Source organism: Zobellella taiwanensis (genome assembly GCF_003012795.1).
In the GTDB taxonomy this organism is placed as follows: domain Bacteria; phylum Pseudomonadota; class Gammaproteobacteria; order Enterobacterales; family Aeromonadaceae; genus Oceanimonas; species Oceanimonas taiwanensis.
Window position 1 is genome coordinate 69,862 of sequence record NZ_PXYH01000001.1, and the last position, 16,881, is coordinate 86,742.

The following is a 16,881-nucleotide window of genomic DNA, read 5'->3' on the forward strand; positions in this document are numbered from 1 at the left end:
GTTTGAACCAGTTGTTATATACGATACTGCTCAATATTAAGTTTTTCACCGCTACGCTCTATTTCTCTTAATGCGGCCGCATCGAGTGCACCTGCTTGCATGAAGTGAATTAAAAAATGAACCCATGCGTCTTGATATACATAGTCGTTATGTGTTTCGTCATAAAGACAAAACTCTGCATTAGTGTCGAATGGGTCTTCAGCGCCGTTTGGTGGTCTGATTTGGAATATTTTGTATAACGTAGCATGCAGGTTCTGCGTTATTCTTCTGCCGGCTAAACCTTCGTTTACCTTCTTCACAACCTCTGATGGCTTTAGCCTTCCTACGTTTGCTGCTTCAATTCTAACGGTTTTATCTTTTATTATTACGGTTAGCTGCTCATATGCCGCTTTGTCTTCATCGTTTAGAGCGTCCCACCTTACGAACTCTACCGCTGCATCTGCTCTATTGGTGTTTGTTATTTTTGGTATCTGGATTAACTTTATGCTGTATTCTGGCGAGTTGTAAGTGTCATCATTTAATGTGTTTCGGTACTTTTCCACAAAAGAAACTATGTCGGCTAGATCCTTTGACAGGGCAGAGCGGTTTGCTTTGTCTTGCTGCCTTGTTCGAATTTGCGAGAATTGAAGACTGTACACAAGCGCCTCGTTTATCGAGTAAGAGTCTCCAAAGAAATCTATCAATTGGCTTTCGTAGTTGAATAATAGTGACTGGCACTCGCCGAAGATTAGAGTGTCAACTTCTCTTTTCTCAATGTGCCGATGTTCAATTTTATTTCTAAGCTTGATAAAGAAGTTTAGATTTGACTCTACCCCGGACGAAAGCTTTCCATATTCCTTTATACAAGTTGATAGCTCCCATGCCTTTTTCTCGCCGTCAACAATTTCATAGCGTTTGTTTTTCTTCTTGTAGTAATAGCGGTCGCCAATTGTTGAGTTGAAATGAGCATGGAATAGCCGTGTCCATGCCATTATCATCATGGTGATAAAGCCTTCACTACGAAAAGTAGTTCTTGGCTTGTTATATATTTCAACAGCTAAAAGCGCAGAGTCTATCGAGGCATCAAGAATTGATTTTGTTTTTCCCTTGCGTAATTTCAACTCTGTTCCCTCGCGAGTATATAACGCTTGGCTTTGCGGCGCGCCGGAGCGCAGCGTAGGTGCGTCCGCCAACAGCCACTTGTTAGATTTTCACTCCTCGCGCCCACGGATATACTCATGAGAGGGCACGAATAGTGGTAAAGAAACACCGTCTCTCTCCCCGGAGAGCCGTCTTTCTCTAATTAGGACCATTTGCACGAAATAAACCACCCCAGCCCTAGCCAGCTTGAGAGTTTGGAGAGACTCGCGTGCAAACTCTTGAAAACGGTAGTGTTCAACACAACCTGTCTCGCCATTCTCATGTGGCAACCCCATGTCGTGGAGCACTGTAAATCGATGTGTTGAGGAATTTCTCGAGCTCTGTTTTATTGCCAAAAAACCCTGTTCATTCGATAAATCTCTAGAAATTTCAGTCATTGCCAGAAGTGCGGTATTGCCTTTCTCAACCTCTTCTTCAATCACTGGAGCCAACTCTCTCGATTTTTGGCCCTTCTTAACTTTCTTAAACCAGGCAGTCTTCATCGATGCGCCCTTGGCGCCATCGATCCCCAAGTAAGACAGTGAAGCCACCGCGATTTTATCAAGGATGTCCAAAGCACTACGTTGGGCCAAAGCCAAAGCTGACTGATTTACTCCGTAGCAAGCATAATCGAGAGTGTCATTATAATTACCAGTTTCTTTGAAGCGCTCGTGGCATGCGTCGAAGAGTAATTGCCTTGCCAGGATGTACTCAGATTTTAGGACGTTGACCATCGCAAAAATCTCAGGAACGCTCCCGCCTGATCCTGTAGTCGATACTACCGACGCTATATTAATATTATCCCAGTATTGAGAACCATGTGCGTGGGAGTGAATGGTCGGCGAGAGCGTCAGATTGTTTTTTACGACGAAGCCCTCATAGCTATCAATATGAGCGACTTGCTCTGTTTTTTGGACTGGACGAATATCAGTTATTTCGCCGGTGATCCCGTTTACCCCATACTCACCAGAGTATGAATATATTGTTTCGATATTCTGTTTAACATGATCTGCAAGGTGTTCAATTTCTGACTTCACCAATCCGGGATCGCCCAAGCCTTGATTCAATGCATATCTGAGCATTTTTAAGGCGCCAGAGCTTGCGACCCCGTTTTCTGGGTTTTCCTCTAAGGCTTGAGAATAAAAGTCATATGCTTCTACCCAGCGATAGGAGGACCAAAGAAGATTACCCAAATTAGTAAAGGACTGAGACCGAGTGTCATGAGTTGCTTCCGAATCAATCGCTGCTTTGTAGTAGAGCTGGCGTGCCTCTAATCGATACTTTTCAGTTATTCCATACCAGCTATACCCTTCGTACCTCGTAGACAAGGCAAGAGCGTGCAGGCCATTCGCCAAGTTATAACTGAGTTCCGAGTTTTCTTTACACTTGCCGACAACAAGCCGAAAAATTTCAACTCCTTTAAAGACTGAATCAAAGTCCTTCAGTAACCCTCCAGCGTCCACCAGAATGGCTGCTTTCAACATATCAATGTTGATACTCCCGGAGAGCTCCAGCGCTTGACGAATAGCTTCCTGCGGGCTCTCATCCACCAAGCGATTCAGCTTTTCCGCTTGTTCAGCTAATTCCACTCAGCCTCCTGAAAATCTAACGTTGCGTTCACCTGCGGATTGTAAGTAGCGCGTTGCGATAAACTTCGCGCAGCGATATTGCAAAAGCGCTACTTACAATTCGTCAGGTGCAATGCCTTGTTAAAAATTAATTACGACTATAGACATTAATAAAATGCTTTTTTCTACCTAGGCACGCGCACCAGATGCATAAAGATGTTGAATGCAATAGGCGCTAGTTTTTACTTGCATATTTGAGCAACCAACATGCAGGCATCTCGATGTACCTAAACCACCACGATTTTCAATCATTTTTTCCTTTATTTGGGAGCTATAGTCAAAACTTTCCCAATTCAACTCGCTGCCAATTTTTACAGCGTGGATAGACTGATACTTATCCCACTCCTCAACAACCCATAGCTGGCTGCACTTGGAGCATTTCATTAATTTTACCCAGTTACCATATGAAATTGGCTCCAAGTTATTTGTGAACTCACTATAAGAGTTCGAGATTTCAACTAAGATGCCAAAACTTTCACATTTGCACATAGGTAACTACTTTGCCTTTTTAACGCTTGAGTTAAGCCGCGCCGCGAAGCGGCGTCGGCTTGAACGAATTGTTAGACATTATTTGCCGACTACCTTGGTGATCTCGCCTTTCACGTAGTGAACAAATTTTTCCAACTGATCTGCGCGCGAGGCCAAGCGATCTTCTTCTTGTCCAAGATAAGCCTGTCTAGCTTCAAGTATGACGGGCTGATACTGGGCCGGCAGGCGCTCCATTGCCCAGTCGGCAGCGACATCCTTCGGCGCGATTTTGCCGGTTACTGCGCTGTACCAAATGCGGGACAACGTAAGCACTACATTTCGCTCATCGCCAGCCCAGTCGGGCGGCGAGTTCCATAGCGTTAAGGTTTCATTTAGCGCCTCAAATAGATCCTGTTCAGGAACCGGATCAAAGAGTTCCTCCGCCGCTGGACCTACCAAGGCAACGCTATGTTCTCTTGCTTTTGTCAGCAAGATAGCCAGATCAATGTCGATCGTGGCTGGCTCGAAGATACCTGCAAGAATGTCATTGCGCTGCCATTCTCCAAATTGCAGTTCGCGCTTAGCTGGATAACGCCACGGAATGATGTCGTCGTGCACAACAATGGTGACTTCTACAGCGCGGAGAATCTCGCTCTCTCCAGGGGAAGCCGAAGTTTCCAAAAGGTCGTTGATCAAAGCTCGCCGCGTTGTTTCATCAAGCCTTACGGTCACCGTAACCAGCAAATCAATATCACTGTGTGGCTTCAGGCCGCCATCCACTGCGGAGCCGTACAAATGTACGGCCAGCAACGTCGGTTCGAGATGGCGCTCGATGACGCCAACTACCTCTGATAGTTGAGTCGATACTTCGGCGATCACCGCTTCCCTCATGATGTTTAACAATTGTATATTGCCCTGGCTTGATAACCTGCATTCACACAGATCAAAAAGCGATGATAACATTCTAATTTCACTAAAACTTTCCCAAAATCACGTTTTTCTTGAAAGTGTAGAACACGCATTCTCGATAACCGCCTACTTCGGGCACGGATGTTTTTGAGAGTTGTTCGTAACTTATTGAATAATAAAAAATCATATCTCTACTCCTACTGCCAACCGAGAGATCCGATGAGTGAAGGTGTGCCAGAACAGCCGTTGCCGTCTATTATAACTGTATATACATACAGCAAAGAGGTTCATATGGCACAGTCTCCTTTTATTGAGCAGATCCGTCAAGAGCTCAGATTGCGGCAATACAGCCTGCGTACCGAGAAAAGCTATCTCTACTGGATAAAGGGCTACATACTTTTCCATCGCAAACAGCATCCCGACAACATGGGAGTGGCAGAAGTCAAAAGCTTTCTGTCATGGTTGGCCAATGATCGCCATGTTGCCGTTAACACCCAGAAGCAAGCGCTCTGCGCTTTGGTGTTCCTATATCAACAGATTTTGCATAAGCCGCTGGGTGAACTGGATTTTGTTCGTACCTCGCGTCAGCGTTATCTACCCACGGTTCTGACCAGGGAGGAAGTTCAACGAGTCCTTCAACATGTGCAGGGTAAAACTGCGTTGATCATTAAGCTGCTTTACGGCTGTGGGCTGAGGATCAGCGAGTGCCTGCGGCTCAGGGTAAAAGACATCAATCTCAGCCATCTTTCAGTTACCATCCATGATGGCAAGGGCAAAAAAGACAGGGTTACCTTGCTGAGCCGCTCATTGGCCGCTCCATTGCAGCAGGAAATTGGCAAAGCCTTGGCGATTCAGCGTGAAGATAACTCCCAAGGCATAGGGCCGTCGTTGCCCGGGGCTTTGCACAAAAAATACCCCAATGCCTACCGCCAGCCGGGCTGGATGTTTATCTTTCCTTCCTCCGGCATCTGTCGCCACCCCTTTCATGGTTATTGGTGCAGGCACCATCTCCACGACAGTGCCATCCGCAAGACGCTTAAACAGGCCGTTGTGGCTGCCGGTATCGGAAAGCCGGTAAGTTGCCATACCTTTCGCCATTCCTTTACCACTCACCTGTTGGAGCAGGGCGCGGATATCCGCACAGTACAGGAGCTGCTTGGGCATAACGATGTCCGCACCACACAAATCTACACCCATGTGCTTGGCCAGCACTATGCGGGCACCTTGAGCCCGCTGGACACGCTACCGCCCTGATGTTACAGGCCATCATCCCCTGCCGACACGGTTTCCATATGCGACTATTCTGGACGGGGTGGCGGAGGCTGGCAATTGCAAAAAGGTGAAGTAAGGATGCAAAAAGCGCCGACTGGCGATTATTTAAACAAACAGCGACCCGGCGGCAACAACGCCGCCCGGTGCGTGCCTTAGGTTTCTTCGGGCGAAGGATGGTCCGGGGCAAGGCGGTCCGCAGGCTCGCCCCGGTCGCATTTTTTGCAGTTCAGCATCATCCCCAGCATGGCCTGCCGCCCGGCGGCGGAGGTCACCCAGGGCCGGTTGATAAAGGGCGGCTGGTGGCGCACGTGCTGAAAATGGCCGCAGCGCAGCTCGGCCACCCAGTGCCCTTCTTCATCCCGGTGGTAGCCCGCAATGGCCTGCTCCATGCCGGCGTTAAAACCGCTCGAGCAGGCGCGGATGGTAGTCGTCCGCGTGCAGCACCAGGCCGTGCCGCCCGGCCAGCTGGTCGAGCTCGGCCTGCTTGGCCGACAGCTCGTCCATCACAATGGTGTTGTCGTCCAGCTGCCACAGCTGGCGCGAGCCGGCATAGCAGAACTGCAGCGCCAGCATGGCGTCGCGATCGCCCTGCCGGGCGGCGGCTTCAATGCGGCGCAGCTTGCGGCTGATCTTGTTGAGCTGTTGTTTCAGCTCCCACACATAGAGTACTTCGGTCAGAAAGGGATGGTGGCGCAACCGGCTCAGGCCGCCCCCCAGGATAAGGGCACCAAACACCACGCCCAGCAGGTTCCAGTGGAAGTGGCTGCCGTCGGGGCTGGGAAAAACGCGGATAAGCAGCTGGGAAATGGCCAGGCTAAGGGCCGCCAGCGTCAGGGAACAGCCCACAAACACCCGGTTGAGGTGGCGGCGGTAACGGGTTTTGTCGATCGGGATAAGTTTCATAACAGCCTAAATTAACAATGAAAATGGCCGCATTATACGCCCGGAAAGTCGCTCTCCCCAACCCGGCGGCATCAGCGGCGGTATTCCACACCGTCGAACACCAGCAGGGTGCCATCGTAGCGACAGGAAACGGTGCCCGAGGGCACGCTCAGGCGCTGCAATACCTGGCCACTGGACGCCAGCCGGTACATTCCCTGGCCGTAACTGACCGAGATGCTGTCGGCGGTAGTGGTAAAGCTGAAGTCGATCTCAAAGCGGTATTGCTCCGCCCCTTCCATCGACAGGCTGACCAGGCGGCCCTGCCCTTCGCCGGGCGAATCCAGCTCCAGCCGGTTGTTGCCGGTGCTGTCGCGGAACGTGCCGCTGGCCGCGCGGCAACCGGCTGGCTCTGCCACCGGCGCGGCAGGCGGCCCGCTCTGCGCCTCGCGCCGGCGGTCGGCGGCCAGCTGGCGATCGCGCTCCATCAGGCCGGCCAGGGCTTCGGCGCCGGCGAGTTTTTTACCGCCGTAGTAATAGCATTCGCCCGCCGGCACCGTTTCGCCGCCGCAGCTGAAGGTACCGGTCTGGTGGGGAAAGGCCGCCCCGTCGGGCAGGTCCATCCAGCCGCCTTGCCACCAGGTCAGGCGCCCCTGGCCGGCCGGTTTGCGCTCGCTGACCGGCCCCCGCCAGACGTTGCCGTCGGTCATGCGCAATTCGCCCTGCTGCGGCTCAAAGGCCCGGTAGCGGCCGGCAAAGCGGGTGCCGTCGGGCCAGGTGGTGGTGCTGCCCGGCTCAATCTGGTGGCTGTGGATGAGGTAGTCGCCATCCACCTCGCGGCCATCGGCGTAGCGGGTTTTGCCGGTGATCCTGTCGCCGGCCACCATGGCTTGGGCGATCTCGGCAAAGGGTTGCCCGTGCCGGCGGATCTGGACCCGGCCGGCGCCGACCCGCTCGCCGTTGTTTTGCGGGCCGCTATAGTCGGCCCGGTAGCCGTTGTGGGCAAAGAGCACTGCGGGGCCATAGCTGGCCGAGACGGGGGTTCGCCAGGCGCGGGTGTCCGACTCCGGGCTGGCCCGGGCCGGATCGGGCTCCCGGCTGATCAGGATATCGTCGAACAACAGGCCGTAATCCGCATACACCTGGGTGACTTCGCCCGGCACCACCTCGACCCAGTCGCTGAATTCCAGCTCGCCCAGGCGATACACCTTTACCGCATAGCGGTCCGGCCACAGCGCATATTCCTTGCTCGCCCCGGCGGAAAGCGGCTCGGTAATAAAGGGGTTGAATCCCTGGTTGCGCGCGGCCTTTGTTACCTGCATCTGCCAGCCGTAATAGGCCCCGACGCCCGACGGGTTGACCCTGAACCGGATAACGCCCGGATCGGACGCTTTATCGGCGGCAAGCCGGTGTGGCGAGGCAGCGGGCGGGGCCGGCTGTGCGCTGCTGGCGCTGTTGCCGCCCTGGCACGCCGCCAGGCCGAGCCCGACCAGGCCAATCAGGCCGGCCCGCGCCGCCGTGGCCATCTTCAAGTTCAAAAGGGTATTGGGCATCCTGTTTCCTTATCTATGTAAGAGACGGCACCGTTCAGATGTGCATCCCGTGTTCCACCATGGGCGCCCGGACAGCTCAGAAGTAGCCGACGAGGCGCCCCAGGGTCAGGGCCGTCAGCCAGGCGGCCAGCGAAATGCCCCCACCTGCCCCACGCCGAGCTGCTCCGCGCTCGGCCCCGCTCGTTCATCCCGCCACGGCTGCCCCACTTCGACGACCCAGCGCTCACCGCCCACCTCCAGCGTGACCTCGCCGTGGAGGTTGCCCAGCCGCACCTCGATAATGGTGCCCGTCAGCTCGAACTGCTCGTCGGTCGCCCAGCCCCAGCCGTGGTGCGCCCATGCGCCTTGCACCAGGAAAAGGCACGCCACCAGCGCAAACAGCACGATCACTCCCCGTCGTTCGAAAAACCTTTCCATTGCCCATCCTCCGTGTCGATGATCAGTTTAATCTTGGAAGCTTAACCCGGTAACGTCCATGCAAGCTGCCCGGGCGGCAGCCGGCCATCACACTGATCGAAATCCGGCTTCATAAAAAGGCCTTGGCTACAAGCTGTTAATATGGAAAGGATAACCATGGACAGGAGAACTTTCCAAATTAGCTTAAAAAATATCACATCTCCTTATTACATTCTTTTAGCTTTAAACCACGATTCATCACCATCATGAATATAAAGCATGCCATATAAATCATTGTTTTCTTCCAGCACCGCCCAGCCACGTCCACTTACGGGATCATATTCACTACTTCCGTCCCACGAGAACTCCACTTTAGGTGGCAAGTCTTTTGAGTACCTGTAGTCGATGGTCCCATTGACTGTGCCGAATACAAAACCTCCCGAATAATCTTTATCAAACCGGATAAAACCAGGCTCTTCAAGATCAACGTAATCTTGATCCCACTGCTCCATTTCAATTATTTCCCACTTTCCCAAGAATTCATTCATAGGATTAACCTGCTTGATTTTCGCCCAACTGAATTATATTGGTCATGACGTAGAAATCATGAGTAGGCTTTAAACTTGCTTGCTTTTTGGCATATATGGGATCAGCCCGGCTTTTACAGCCTCCTCCTGAAGCTCAACTGGTAAATCACGAACATCAACAATTAAACCATTGACGCTAACCATCCATACCATTGGGCTGTCATCAATTCTACTTGTAAGCATCCATTCAACTGACCAATGTCCCATTTTAAGAGTTTCCCTGATCTGTTTTGATTTCCCCTGAACAGTACTTTCACCAACACCGAAATACCCCCATATATCTGACGGCTTACAATGTGGCTTCTGAGTTTTATCAAAAAGAAAATTGACCATACCAAGAGCATGAATTACACCGGCAGCCCATACTTCATGTTTTCCCTTCAAAAGCGGTGATGGCCTTTTTCTACATAATGCAGAAATCGCTTTATGGATCAGGAAAGTATATTCAGGATTCAAGTGTTTTTCAGAGAAGGCACCTGCTTTCTCTGAAATGCTTTCGAATACGGGCTTCATCGCCTCAGGGACTTTGTGTTTCGTTTTTTCCATAATTCTCTGCACAAATTAAAGATCGAAATTGTGAGCCTAGTGCTTTGATTTTACCGAAAACTCCCTAAAGATCACGTTTTTCTTGAAGGTATAAAAACAACCTCCTTGATAACCGCCGAATCCAGGAGTGAATGTTTTTGAGAGTTAATATTGTTGTGTTCGCCCGAGCCGGCTATTTGGGGTCTGATATCCTGGTGGGCAGGCGGGCCGCCCGCACCCAGTATGAGCCCTGCCGGCAGGCGCCCATAAAAAAACCGCCTTGCAGCGGTTTTTTTATGGGCTTGTTGCGATTAAACGCGAACAAAGTCCAGGTGAGCCAGCTTGGGCTTGAAGGGGTGACGCTGAACGTCTTGCAGCTTCACTTTCACTTCCTGGCCGTTGATCACCAGGGTCAGCACGTCGCTGTAGAAAGCGTCGTTTTGCTGGGCGATGATGGCTTTTTTGTGGTCCAGGGCGATGGCTACCGGCTCCTGGCTGCCGCCGTAAACGATGGCGGGCACTTTGTCTTCATGACGCAGGCGGCGGCTCGCACCTTTCCCCAGGTCTGAACGGACTTCGGCTTCAAATACGAATGACATAATTTTCTCTCTTGAGGTTAATGGCGAAAGCTGCGACCGGCCTTCGCCTTGTAAAAAGCGCGCGGATGGTAACACGCGCCGGAGGTGGGGGCAAGGAAAGCGGGGATGATTCAGAAGCCTGGGGTAACCTGTTTAACGGGCCCCGCTGCGCGGGGCCATGCAGGCGGGCCGCCTGCGCTCCAGTCACAACCCTTCTATCTGTTGCAGTACCCGCTTGTCCGATACCGGATAGGGCGTGCCCAGGGTCTGGGCGAAGTAGGACACCCGCAGCTCTTCTATCATCCAGCGTATTTCCTTCACCTCGGGGGCCAGGGGCTTGCCCCTGGGCTGCTTGTTCAGCAGCGCCTGGTAGGCGGTTTGCACATTCTGGATCTTCAGCAGGTGGGCCCGGTCCCGGTGCGGGTCTATAGCCAGCTTGTCCAGACGCCGGCTCAGGGCCTCCAGGTAGCGGCTCAGATCTTTCAGCCGCTCGGCGCCGGTGTCGGTGACAAAGCCGCGGAAGATCAGGCCGTCGAGCTGGGCCTGGATGTCCGACATCGCCATGGCCATGGCGAGATCGATCTTGCCCTTCAGCCGCTTCTTGATGGCCTGGGCCCGGCTCAGCACCTCTTCCACCTGCAGGGCGATGGCCGCCACCGTGGGGTTGAGCTCGCCGGCCACCTTGTCCTTGAGCGCGGCGAACTCCTCCGGCGTCCAGGCCGGGGCCCCGTACTGGCGCATCAGCTGGTGGATGCCGGCGCGGATGCAGTCGTCCACCAGATCCAGCACCTTGCCGTAGGGGTTGAAATACAGGCCGAGCTTGGCCTTGTTGGGCAGCTTGTCCTGCAGGTACTTGATGGGCGACGGCAGTTGCAGCTGCAGCAGCTTGCACTGGCCGTCCCACATGGTGCGGGCCTGGCTGGTTTCATCCTCGCACAGCTGCAGCGCCACGCTGTCGCCCTGATCACTCAGCGCCGGATAGGCCTTCACCTCAAAGCCAGCGCGTTTGGCGGCAAAGGTCTGCGGAATGGCCCGGGCCGGAAAGGCGGTCAGCCCCTCCTGCTCGAAGCGGTCGTCGTCCACCGCCTGGGTCAGGGCGGTCTGCACCTGGCCCTGCAGGGCGAGCTTTATCCGCTCCAGATCCCGGCCGGCGGCCAATTCCTTGCCGTCCGCGTCCAGCACCGCAAAGCGCATGATAAGGTGGGGCGGCAGCGCGCTCCAGTCCCAGTCCTCGCGCGGCACCGTCACCCCGGTCATGCGGCGCAGGTGTTTTTCCATCTGGTCGAGCAGCCGGCCCTCGAAGGGAGTCATGGCCGCCAGCAGCGCCTCGGCGAAGTTGGGCGCCGGCACAAAGTGCTTGCGCATTGGCTTGGGCAGGGACTTGATAAGCCCTACCAGCAGCTCCCGGCGCAGGCCCGGCACCTGCCACTCGAAGGGCTCGGCCGCCACCTGGTTGAGCAGCGGCAGCGGAATGCGCACCGTCACCCCGTCTTCGTCCTTGCCCGGCTCGAACTGGTACTCCAGGGCCAGGTTCAGGCCGTCGTGCTGCCAGGCGTCCGGGTAATCGCGGGTGGTGACCGCCCCTGCCCGCTCGTTCAGCAGCATCTCTTCGGTAAAGTGCAGCCGCTCGGGGTTGTCCTTGCGCGCCTGCTGCCACCACTTGTCGAAGTGGCGGATGGAGACGATGTCCGCCGGCAGCCGCTCGTCGTAAAAGCGGAACAGGGTCTCGTCGTCGATCACCAGGTCCCGGCGGCGGGACTTGTGCTCCAGGGTCTCGGCCTGCTCCAGCAGGGCCCGGTTGTGGTGGAAGAACTCATGGCGGGTGGCCAGTTCCCCCTCCACTAGCGCCTGGCGGATAAAGAGCTCGCGGCACAGTTTGGGGTCCACATGGGAATAGTTCACCCGCCGGCGCACCACCACCGGCAGGCCGAACAGGCTCTGGCTCACATAGCCCATCACCGCGCCCTGTTTCTTGGACCAGTGCGGCTCGCTGTAGCTGGACTTGAGCAAATGGGCGCCGGCCTCCTCCAGCCACTGCTGATCGATGCGGGCGGCGATGCGGCCGTAGAGGCGCTGGGTTTCGGTCAGTTCGGCCACCATCAGCCAGCGCGGCGGCTTCTTGGCCAATGCCGAGCCGGGCACCAGCACAAAGCGGGCGTTGCGCGCGCCCAGGATTTCCTTCTTGTCGCCGTCGCGCATGCCCACCTGGCTCAGCATGCCGGTGAGCAGCGCCCGGTGCAGGCTGTTGTAGTCGGCGGGCTCGCTGTTCAGCGCAAAGCCCAGCTCGCGCACCACCAGCCGCAGCTGGCTGTAGATGTCCTGCCACTCGCGCACCCGCAGGTAGTTCAAGAATTCCTTGATGCACTGTTTGCGGAACTGGTTGCCGCTCAGCAGTTTCTGCTGCTCCCTGAGGTAGTTCCACAGGTTCAGGTAGGCGACAAAGTCGGAATCGCCGTCGGCGAAGCGGCGGTGCATTTCGGCGGCGGCCTGCTGCTTGTCGAGCGGGCGCTCGCGCGGGTCCTGGATGCTGAGCGCGGCGGTGATCACCATTACCTCGGTCACGCAGCCGTAATCGCGGGCCGCCAGCACCATGCGGCCCAGGCGCGGGTCCACCGGCAGCCGGGCCAGATCCTGGCCCAGTGGGGTGAGCTTGAGGTCGCCCTGCTCGCCGGTGACCGCGCCCAGCTCTTCCAGCAGCCGGATGCCGTCGGAGATGTGCTTCTTGTCCGGCGCCTCCACAAAGGGGAAGGCGGAAATATCGCCCAGCCCCAGGGAAAGCATCTGCAAAATCACCGAGGCCAGGTTGGTGCGCAGGATCTCCGGGTCGGTAAACTCGGGCCGGTTTAAAAAGTCGTCCTCGCCGTAGAGGCGGATGCAGATGCCCGCCTCCACCCGGCCGCAGCGGCCCATGCGCTGGTTGGCGCTGGCCTGGGACACGGGCTCGATGGGCAGGCGCTGCACCTTGGTGCGGTGGGAATAGCGGCTGATGCGCGCCGTGCCCGGATCGATCACGTAGCGGATGCCGGGTACGGTGAGCGAGGTTTCCGCCACGTTGGTGGCGAGCACGATGCGCCGGCCCGTGTGGGATTCGAAAATACGGTTCTGCTCGGCGTTGGACAGGCGTGAGTAGAGCGGCACGATTTCGGTGTGGCGCAGCTCGAGCTTGTTCAGGGCGTCGGCGGTATCGCGAATTTCCCGCTCGCCGTTCATAAAGATGAGGATGTCGCCAGGGCCTTCGCGGGTCAGCTCGGTCACCGCATCGAAAATGCCCTGCAGCTGGTCGCGCTCGCTGTCGTCTTCCACCAGCGGGCGGTAGCGCAGCTCCACCGGGTAGGTGCGGCCGGACACCGAAATGATGGGCGCGCCCTCGAAGTGGTTGGAAAACCGCTCCGGATCTATGGTGGCCGAGGTGATGATCAGCTTGAGATCAGGTCTTTTGGGCAGCAGCTGCTTCAGGTAGCCCAGGATAAAGTCGATGTTGAGGCTGCGCTCGTGGGCCTCGTCGATGATGATGGTGTCGTACTGGCGAAGCCAACGGTCCTGCTGGATCTCGGCCAGCAGGATGCCGTCGGTCATCAGTTTTACCTGGGTCTCATTGCTCACCTGGTCGTTGAAGCGCACCTTGTAGCCGACCCGCTCGCCCAGCTCGCAGCCCAGCTCCTGGGCCAGGCGGCTCGCCACGCTGCGGGCCGCCAGCCGCCGGGGCTGGGTGTGGCCTATGGTGCCCTCGATGCCAAGGCCGAGCTCCAGGCACATCTTGGGGATCTGGGTGGTTTTGCCCGAGCCGGTTTCGCCGGCGATGATCACCACCTGGTGATCGCGAATGGCGGCCTTGATGGTATCGCGCTTGTCGCTTACCGGCAGTTGCGGCGGATACGGGATGGGGCTTTGCAGCAACTGTTGCCTGCGGGCCCGCTCGGCCATGGAGGTGGCCATCTCCAGGGCGATGCCCTCCAGTATTTTCTGTCGTTTGGCCTCGGGCAGCTTTTCCAGCCCCTGCAAGCGGCGGCGCAAGCGCCCCCGCTGTGCGCCCCGGCATTCCTTCAACCTTGCCTGCAACTGTTCAACCGACTGCGCCAAACCCAACCCCAATGTGCTGCTGTTAAAACTGGCGCGCAGTCTAGCAGAAAGCGGGGCGGGAATGGAGCCAGGCCTTGCCCCGGCGAAGGCCCCGTTGCACAAGCCTATATACAGGGAGATCATTCCACCGGTCTATACCGGGGAGCCGTCAGGAGCCAAGCATTAACGGTTAATCAATTGATTAATAAAGAAAATTAAAATACAAAATCACAATTCATCATGCCGCAAGAGCGACCAAAAGCGGAACCGAAGAGTTATAAACTGACAAAAACAGACGTTACAGTCAGCTTCTACCCAAAACACGCAAAAAACTTCAAAATAGCGATTGAAAAGCAAACCGCATACTCGTATATTGTGTTCACAGCACACTGTTAAGGAAGGTAAACAATGAAAGAGTTAGTCATAACCGTCATTTTTACAGTCTGCGCGGCTCTGGTCGCCGTTTCTGCACCTTCCTTGGCACAATTCTAAACTGAGCCCGGGAAGACAGGACTGTAAACCACTAAGAAATAACAATATTTCCTGTGAAAAGAAAAAGGCGCCTTGCGGCGCCTTTTTTAATTTTCATCCTTTGGCTCAGTAGGGCGCAACGCTCATGTTGCTGCCGGAGCCGACCAGCCTGACCCGCTGGCCCGATTGCCAGGTGCGATCGGCTTTTTGTACCACCACCAGGTTCTCGCCCATGTCGGTGCGGATTTCCAGCTCCACCGCCGCGACCTGGTTGAGCTTGTCCTCGGCCCGGGAGCCCACCATGGCACCGGCAATGGCGCCCGCCGCCGTGGCCAGGGAGCGGCCGGTGCCGCCTCCTATGGTGCTGCCGGCAATGCCGCCGAGCACACCACCGCCAACGGTGCCGATCAGGTTGGGGTTTTCATCCCCGGCCTGGATGGTCACCGGGCGTACCGACACCACGGTGCCGTAGGTCACGCTCTGGGATTGCTTGGCGGCGCTGCCGCTGTAGACGTCGCCGGAATACAGGTCGGTATTGGCACAGCCGGCCAGGCCCAGGACGCCCACCAGGGTCAGTGCGGAAAGAGATGTCAGCTTCATGGGTTCCCCCTGTTGAAAAATACAAAACAATGGAAGGGCCGGCGGCGATGCCGGCGTGGTCGGGATCCGGGTTGTCCAGAGTATAGACCAGGCCCGGGGGCAAAGGGTTTCACTTGCTGCCGGCCACTCAGGAGCCGAACAGGATCTGCCACCAGCTGGTGCGCCGCTCCCGGTGATATTGCTTGCGCAACTCATCCACCTGCCGCAGGTGACGGCGGGCCAGTTCGTCGTCATTGGCCATGGCCGCCGCCTCGGCCTGGCTGATCAGGGTTTGCACCTCGTCCAGGCCCTGGCGGAACCGCTCGGCCTTGTCGGCGGCAAACCCGGCCCGGCGGGCGGTGGCGGTCAGCTCCGCCAGCTCGCCCAGATGACGCAGCATGGTGTCGCTGTCCTCGGCCCGGTAGGCCTGCTTGTAGGCCAGGGCCATGTTTTTCATGGTCAGTTCCAGGTCGACCGAGCCACTGGCCTGGGTCACCGGCGCGGCGGCGGCCAGCAGGGCGCCCGCCAGCAGCCAGGAAGGAGAAAAGGAAGGAAGATAACGCATCGGCTTGCCTGTATCGCAAAAACAGGCAGCCACTATACCCCATCCGGCCGCCGGGATGAACGCCGGGGCCACGGACTGGGTCAGGCCGCGTCGCCCAGGGGTTTGTCGAGCACCAGCCGCACCAGCAGCAGCCACAGGGCCCAGCCGGCCACCAGCAGGATAATGAACAGGAACAGACCGGCCTGGAATCGTTCCAGCATCATGCCCGCTATCATGGGCCCGGTGAGCGAGCCGATGCTGTAGGCGAACATCAGCTTCTGGGTCATCTTCACCAGGGCCCGGCCGTGCATTTTGCCGCAGGCGTAGGACATGGTGGTGGGATAGAGGGTGAAGGCCCCGGCGCCGAGCAGGGCAAAGGCCATCAGCAGGGCGCCGTTGCCGGCGAATTCCCACAACAGCAGGCAGCCGGCGCCGACCATCAGGGTCTGCACCGCCATCATGGCGCGCTTGCCCAGCCGGTCGGCCAGGCTGCCGTTGGGCAGCTGGAAAGCCATGCCGCAGAGGATAAGCCAGGCCATGTACAACCCCACTTCCTCTCCCCGGGCCAGCTGCTGCAGCTGTACCGGCATCAGCGCGTAAAGGGCGCCCAGCAGCATGCCCGCCACCAGGCAGCCGGCCAGGCCCAGGGCGCGATCGGCCCGGGGCGGCTTGCCGCTGTTGGCATTGGCGCCGGCTTCGGCGCTCAGATCGGGCTTTTTGGCCCACAGCAGCGGCAGCATCGCCAGGGCGCACAGGCCGGTGGCCAGCCAGAAGGCGGCGGGATGGGCGGCCGGGATCCAGTCGATAAACAGCTGGCTGATGCCGTAGCTGAAGTAATAGATGAGCATGTAGCGGGCCATGGCGCTGGAGCGCCGGTGCAGCGGCGCCACCCCCAGCACCCAGCTTTCCACCGCCACAAAGCTGACCGCCGCCGCCGCGCCGGCCAACATCCGCAGGGCCAGCCACAGGGGCAGCAGGCTGGTCCAGGTGAGCGCCACCGCCGCCAAAGACAGGGTCAGGCTGCACAGCACCAGGGCATTGACATGGCCAAGCCGCTGGATCAGTTTGTCGGCAAAAAAGCTGGCGCCCAGCATACCCAGATAGAAGGCCGAGCCCACCAGGCCAATCTGGGCCGCGGCCGCCCCCTGGCCATTGAGGTACACGGCTACCAGGGTGACCAGGAAGGCATTGCCCAGGGTCAGCAGGATCAGGTGAGTATAAAGGGGAAACAAGTGCATGGCGCCTCCGGATTTCGAGGCGCGCATTCTAGGGGGCGCAAAATGGCAAGTACAACGAGAAAAATTTGTGAGTTAT

Annotated in this window: 15 protein-coding genes; 1 reads left to right on the forward strand and 14 read right to left on the reverse strand. The window is 56.9% G+C overall.

The genetic code is table 11. The features are described from left to right. Nucleotides 1-14: 14 nt before the first annotated feature. From C7I36_RS00305 to aadA1, 3 genes are all read right to left on the reverse strand, one after another. Nucleotides 15-1,100 (reverse strand): DUF3644 domain-containing protein, encoded by a 1,086-nt coding sequence (locus C7I36_RS00305; RefSeq protein WP_106451755.1) that lies wholly within the window; start codon nucleotides 1,098-1,100, stop codon nucleotides 15-17. A gap of 90 nt (nucleotides 1,101-1,190) precedes the next feature. Further along, nucleotides 1,191-2,708, reverse strand: coding sequence for an LA2681 family HEPN domain-containing protein (locus C7I36_RS00310; RefSeq protein WP_106451756.1), 1,518 nt, complete (start codon nucleotides 2,706-2,708; stop codon nucleotides 1,191-1,193). Nucleotides 2,709-3,314: 606 nt separating this feature from the next. Beyond that, nucleotides 3,315-4,106 (reverse strand): ANT(3'')-Ia family aminoglycoside nucleotidyltransferase AadA1, encoded by a 792-nt coding sequence (gene aadA1, locus C7I36_RS00320; RefSeq protein ID WP_106451758.1) that lies wholly within the window; start codon nucleotides 4,104-4,106, stop codon nucleotides 3,315-3,317. A gap of 309 nt (nucleotides 4,107-4,415) precedes the next feature. Here aadA1 and C7I36_RS00325 point away from each other — a divergent pair, with 309 nt between their 5' ends. Next, nucleotides 4,416-5,378: an integron integrase gene (locus C7I36_RS00325; protein WP_106451759.1), complete on the forward strand. Its 963-nt coding sequence runs from the start codon at nucleotides 4,416-4,418 to the stop codon at nucleotides 5,376-5,378. Nucleotides 5,379-5,548: 170 nt separating this feature from the next. Here the strand turns inward: C7I36_RS00325 and C7I36_RS00330 are convergent, their stop codons facing one another. From C7I36_RS00330 to C7I36_RS00375, 11 genes are all read right to left on the reverse strand, one after another. Next, on the reverse strand, nucleotides 5,549-5,785 hold the full coding sequence (locus C7I36_RS00330) for a DUF3565 domain-containing protein (RefSeq protein ID WP_106451760.1): 237 nt from the start codon (nucleotides 5,783-5,785) through the stop codon (nucleotides 5,549-5,551). A 7-nt stretch (nucleotides 5,786-5,792) separates the two neighbouring features. Continuing rightward, nucleotides 5,793-6,299 carry a DUF3087 domain-containing protein gene (locus C7I36_RS00335; protein ID WP_106451761.1) on the reverse strand — a complete coding sequence of 169 codons (507 nt, stop codon included), beginning with the start codon at nucleotides 6,297-6,299 and terminating at the stop codon, nucleotides 5,793-5,795. A 71-nt stretch (nucleotides 6,300-6,370) separates the two neighbouring features. After that, nucleotides 6,371-7,828, reverse strand: coding sequence for an MORN repeat-containing protein (locus C7I36_RS00340; protein WP_106451762.1), 1,458 nt, complete (start codon nucleotides 7,826-7,828; stop codon nucleotides 6,371-6,373). 114 nt (nucleotides 7,829-7,942) lie between these two features. Then, entirely contained in the window at nucleotides 7,943-8,245 is a 303-nt protein-coding gene (locus tag C7I36_RS00345) for a hypothetical protein (protein WP_106451763.1), read from the reverse strand. 206 nt (nucleotides 8,246-8,451) lie between these two features. Next, complete coding sequence (locus C7I36_RS00350; protein ID WP_106451764.1) at nucleotides 8,452-8,772, reverse strand: hypothetical protein; 321 nt, start codon at nucleotides 8,770-8,772, stop codon at nucleotides 8,452-8,454. A 69-nt stretch (nucleotides 8,773-8,841) separates the two neighbouring features. Then, complete coding sequence (locus tag C7I36_RS17165; RefSeq protein WP_146137283.1) at nucleotides 8,842-9,357, reverse strand: DUF6398 domain-containing protein; 516 nt, start codon at nucleotides 9,355-9,357, stop codon at nucleotides 8,842-8,844. A 290-nt stretch (nucleotides 9,358-9,647) separates the two neighbouring features. Next, complete coding sequence (gene rplY, locus C7I36_RS00355) at nucleotides 9,648-9,935, reverse strand: 50S ribosomal protein L25 (RefSeq protein ID WP_094039655.1); 288 nt, start codon at nucleotides 9,933-9,935, stop codon at nucleotides 9,648-9,650. 183 nt (nucleotides 9,936-10,118) lie between these two features. Then, entirely contained in the window at nucleotides 10,119-13,994 is a 3,876-nt protein-coding gene (hrpA, locus tag C7I36_RS00360; RefSeq protein WP_106451950.1) for an ATP-dependent RNA helicase HrpA, read from the reverse strand. 576 nt (nucleotides 13,995-14,570) lie between these two features. Further along, nucleotides 14,571-15,044, reverse strand: a complete 474-nt coding sequence (locus tag C7I36_RS00365; protein ID WP_106451765.1) for an outer membrane lipoprotein — start codon at nucleotides 15,042-15,044, stop codon at nucleotides 14,571-14,573. A 127-nt stretch (nucleotides 15,045-15,171) separates the two neighbouring features. Further along, the gene (locus tag C7I36_RS00370) at nucleotides 15,172-15,588 is read right to left on the reverse strand and encodes a cytochrome b562 (RefSeq protein ID WP_106451766.1); all 417 of its coding nucleotides are present in this window, start codon (nucleotides 15,586-15,588) and stop codon (nucleotides 15,172-15,174) included. Nucleotides 15,589-15,668: 80 nt separating this feature from the next. After that, complete coding sequence (locus C7I36_RS00375; RefSeq protein WP_106451767.1) at nucleotides 15,669-16,805, reverse strand: MFS transporter; 1,137 nt, start codon at nucleotides 16,803-16,805, stop codon at nucleotides 15,669-15,671. Nucleotides 16,806-16,881: the final 76 nt, after the last annotated feature.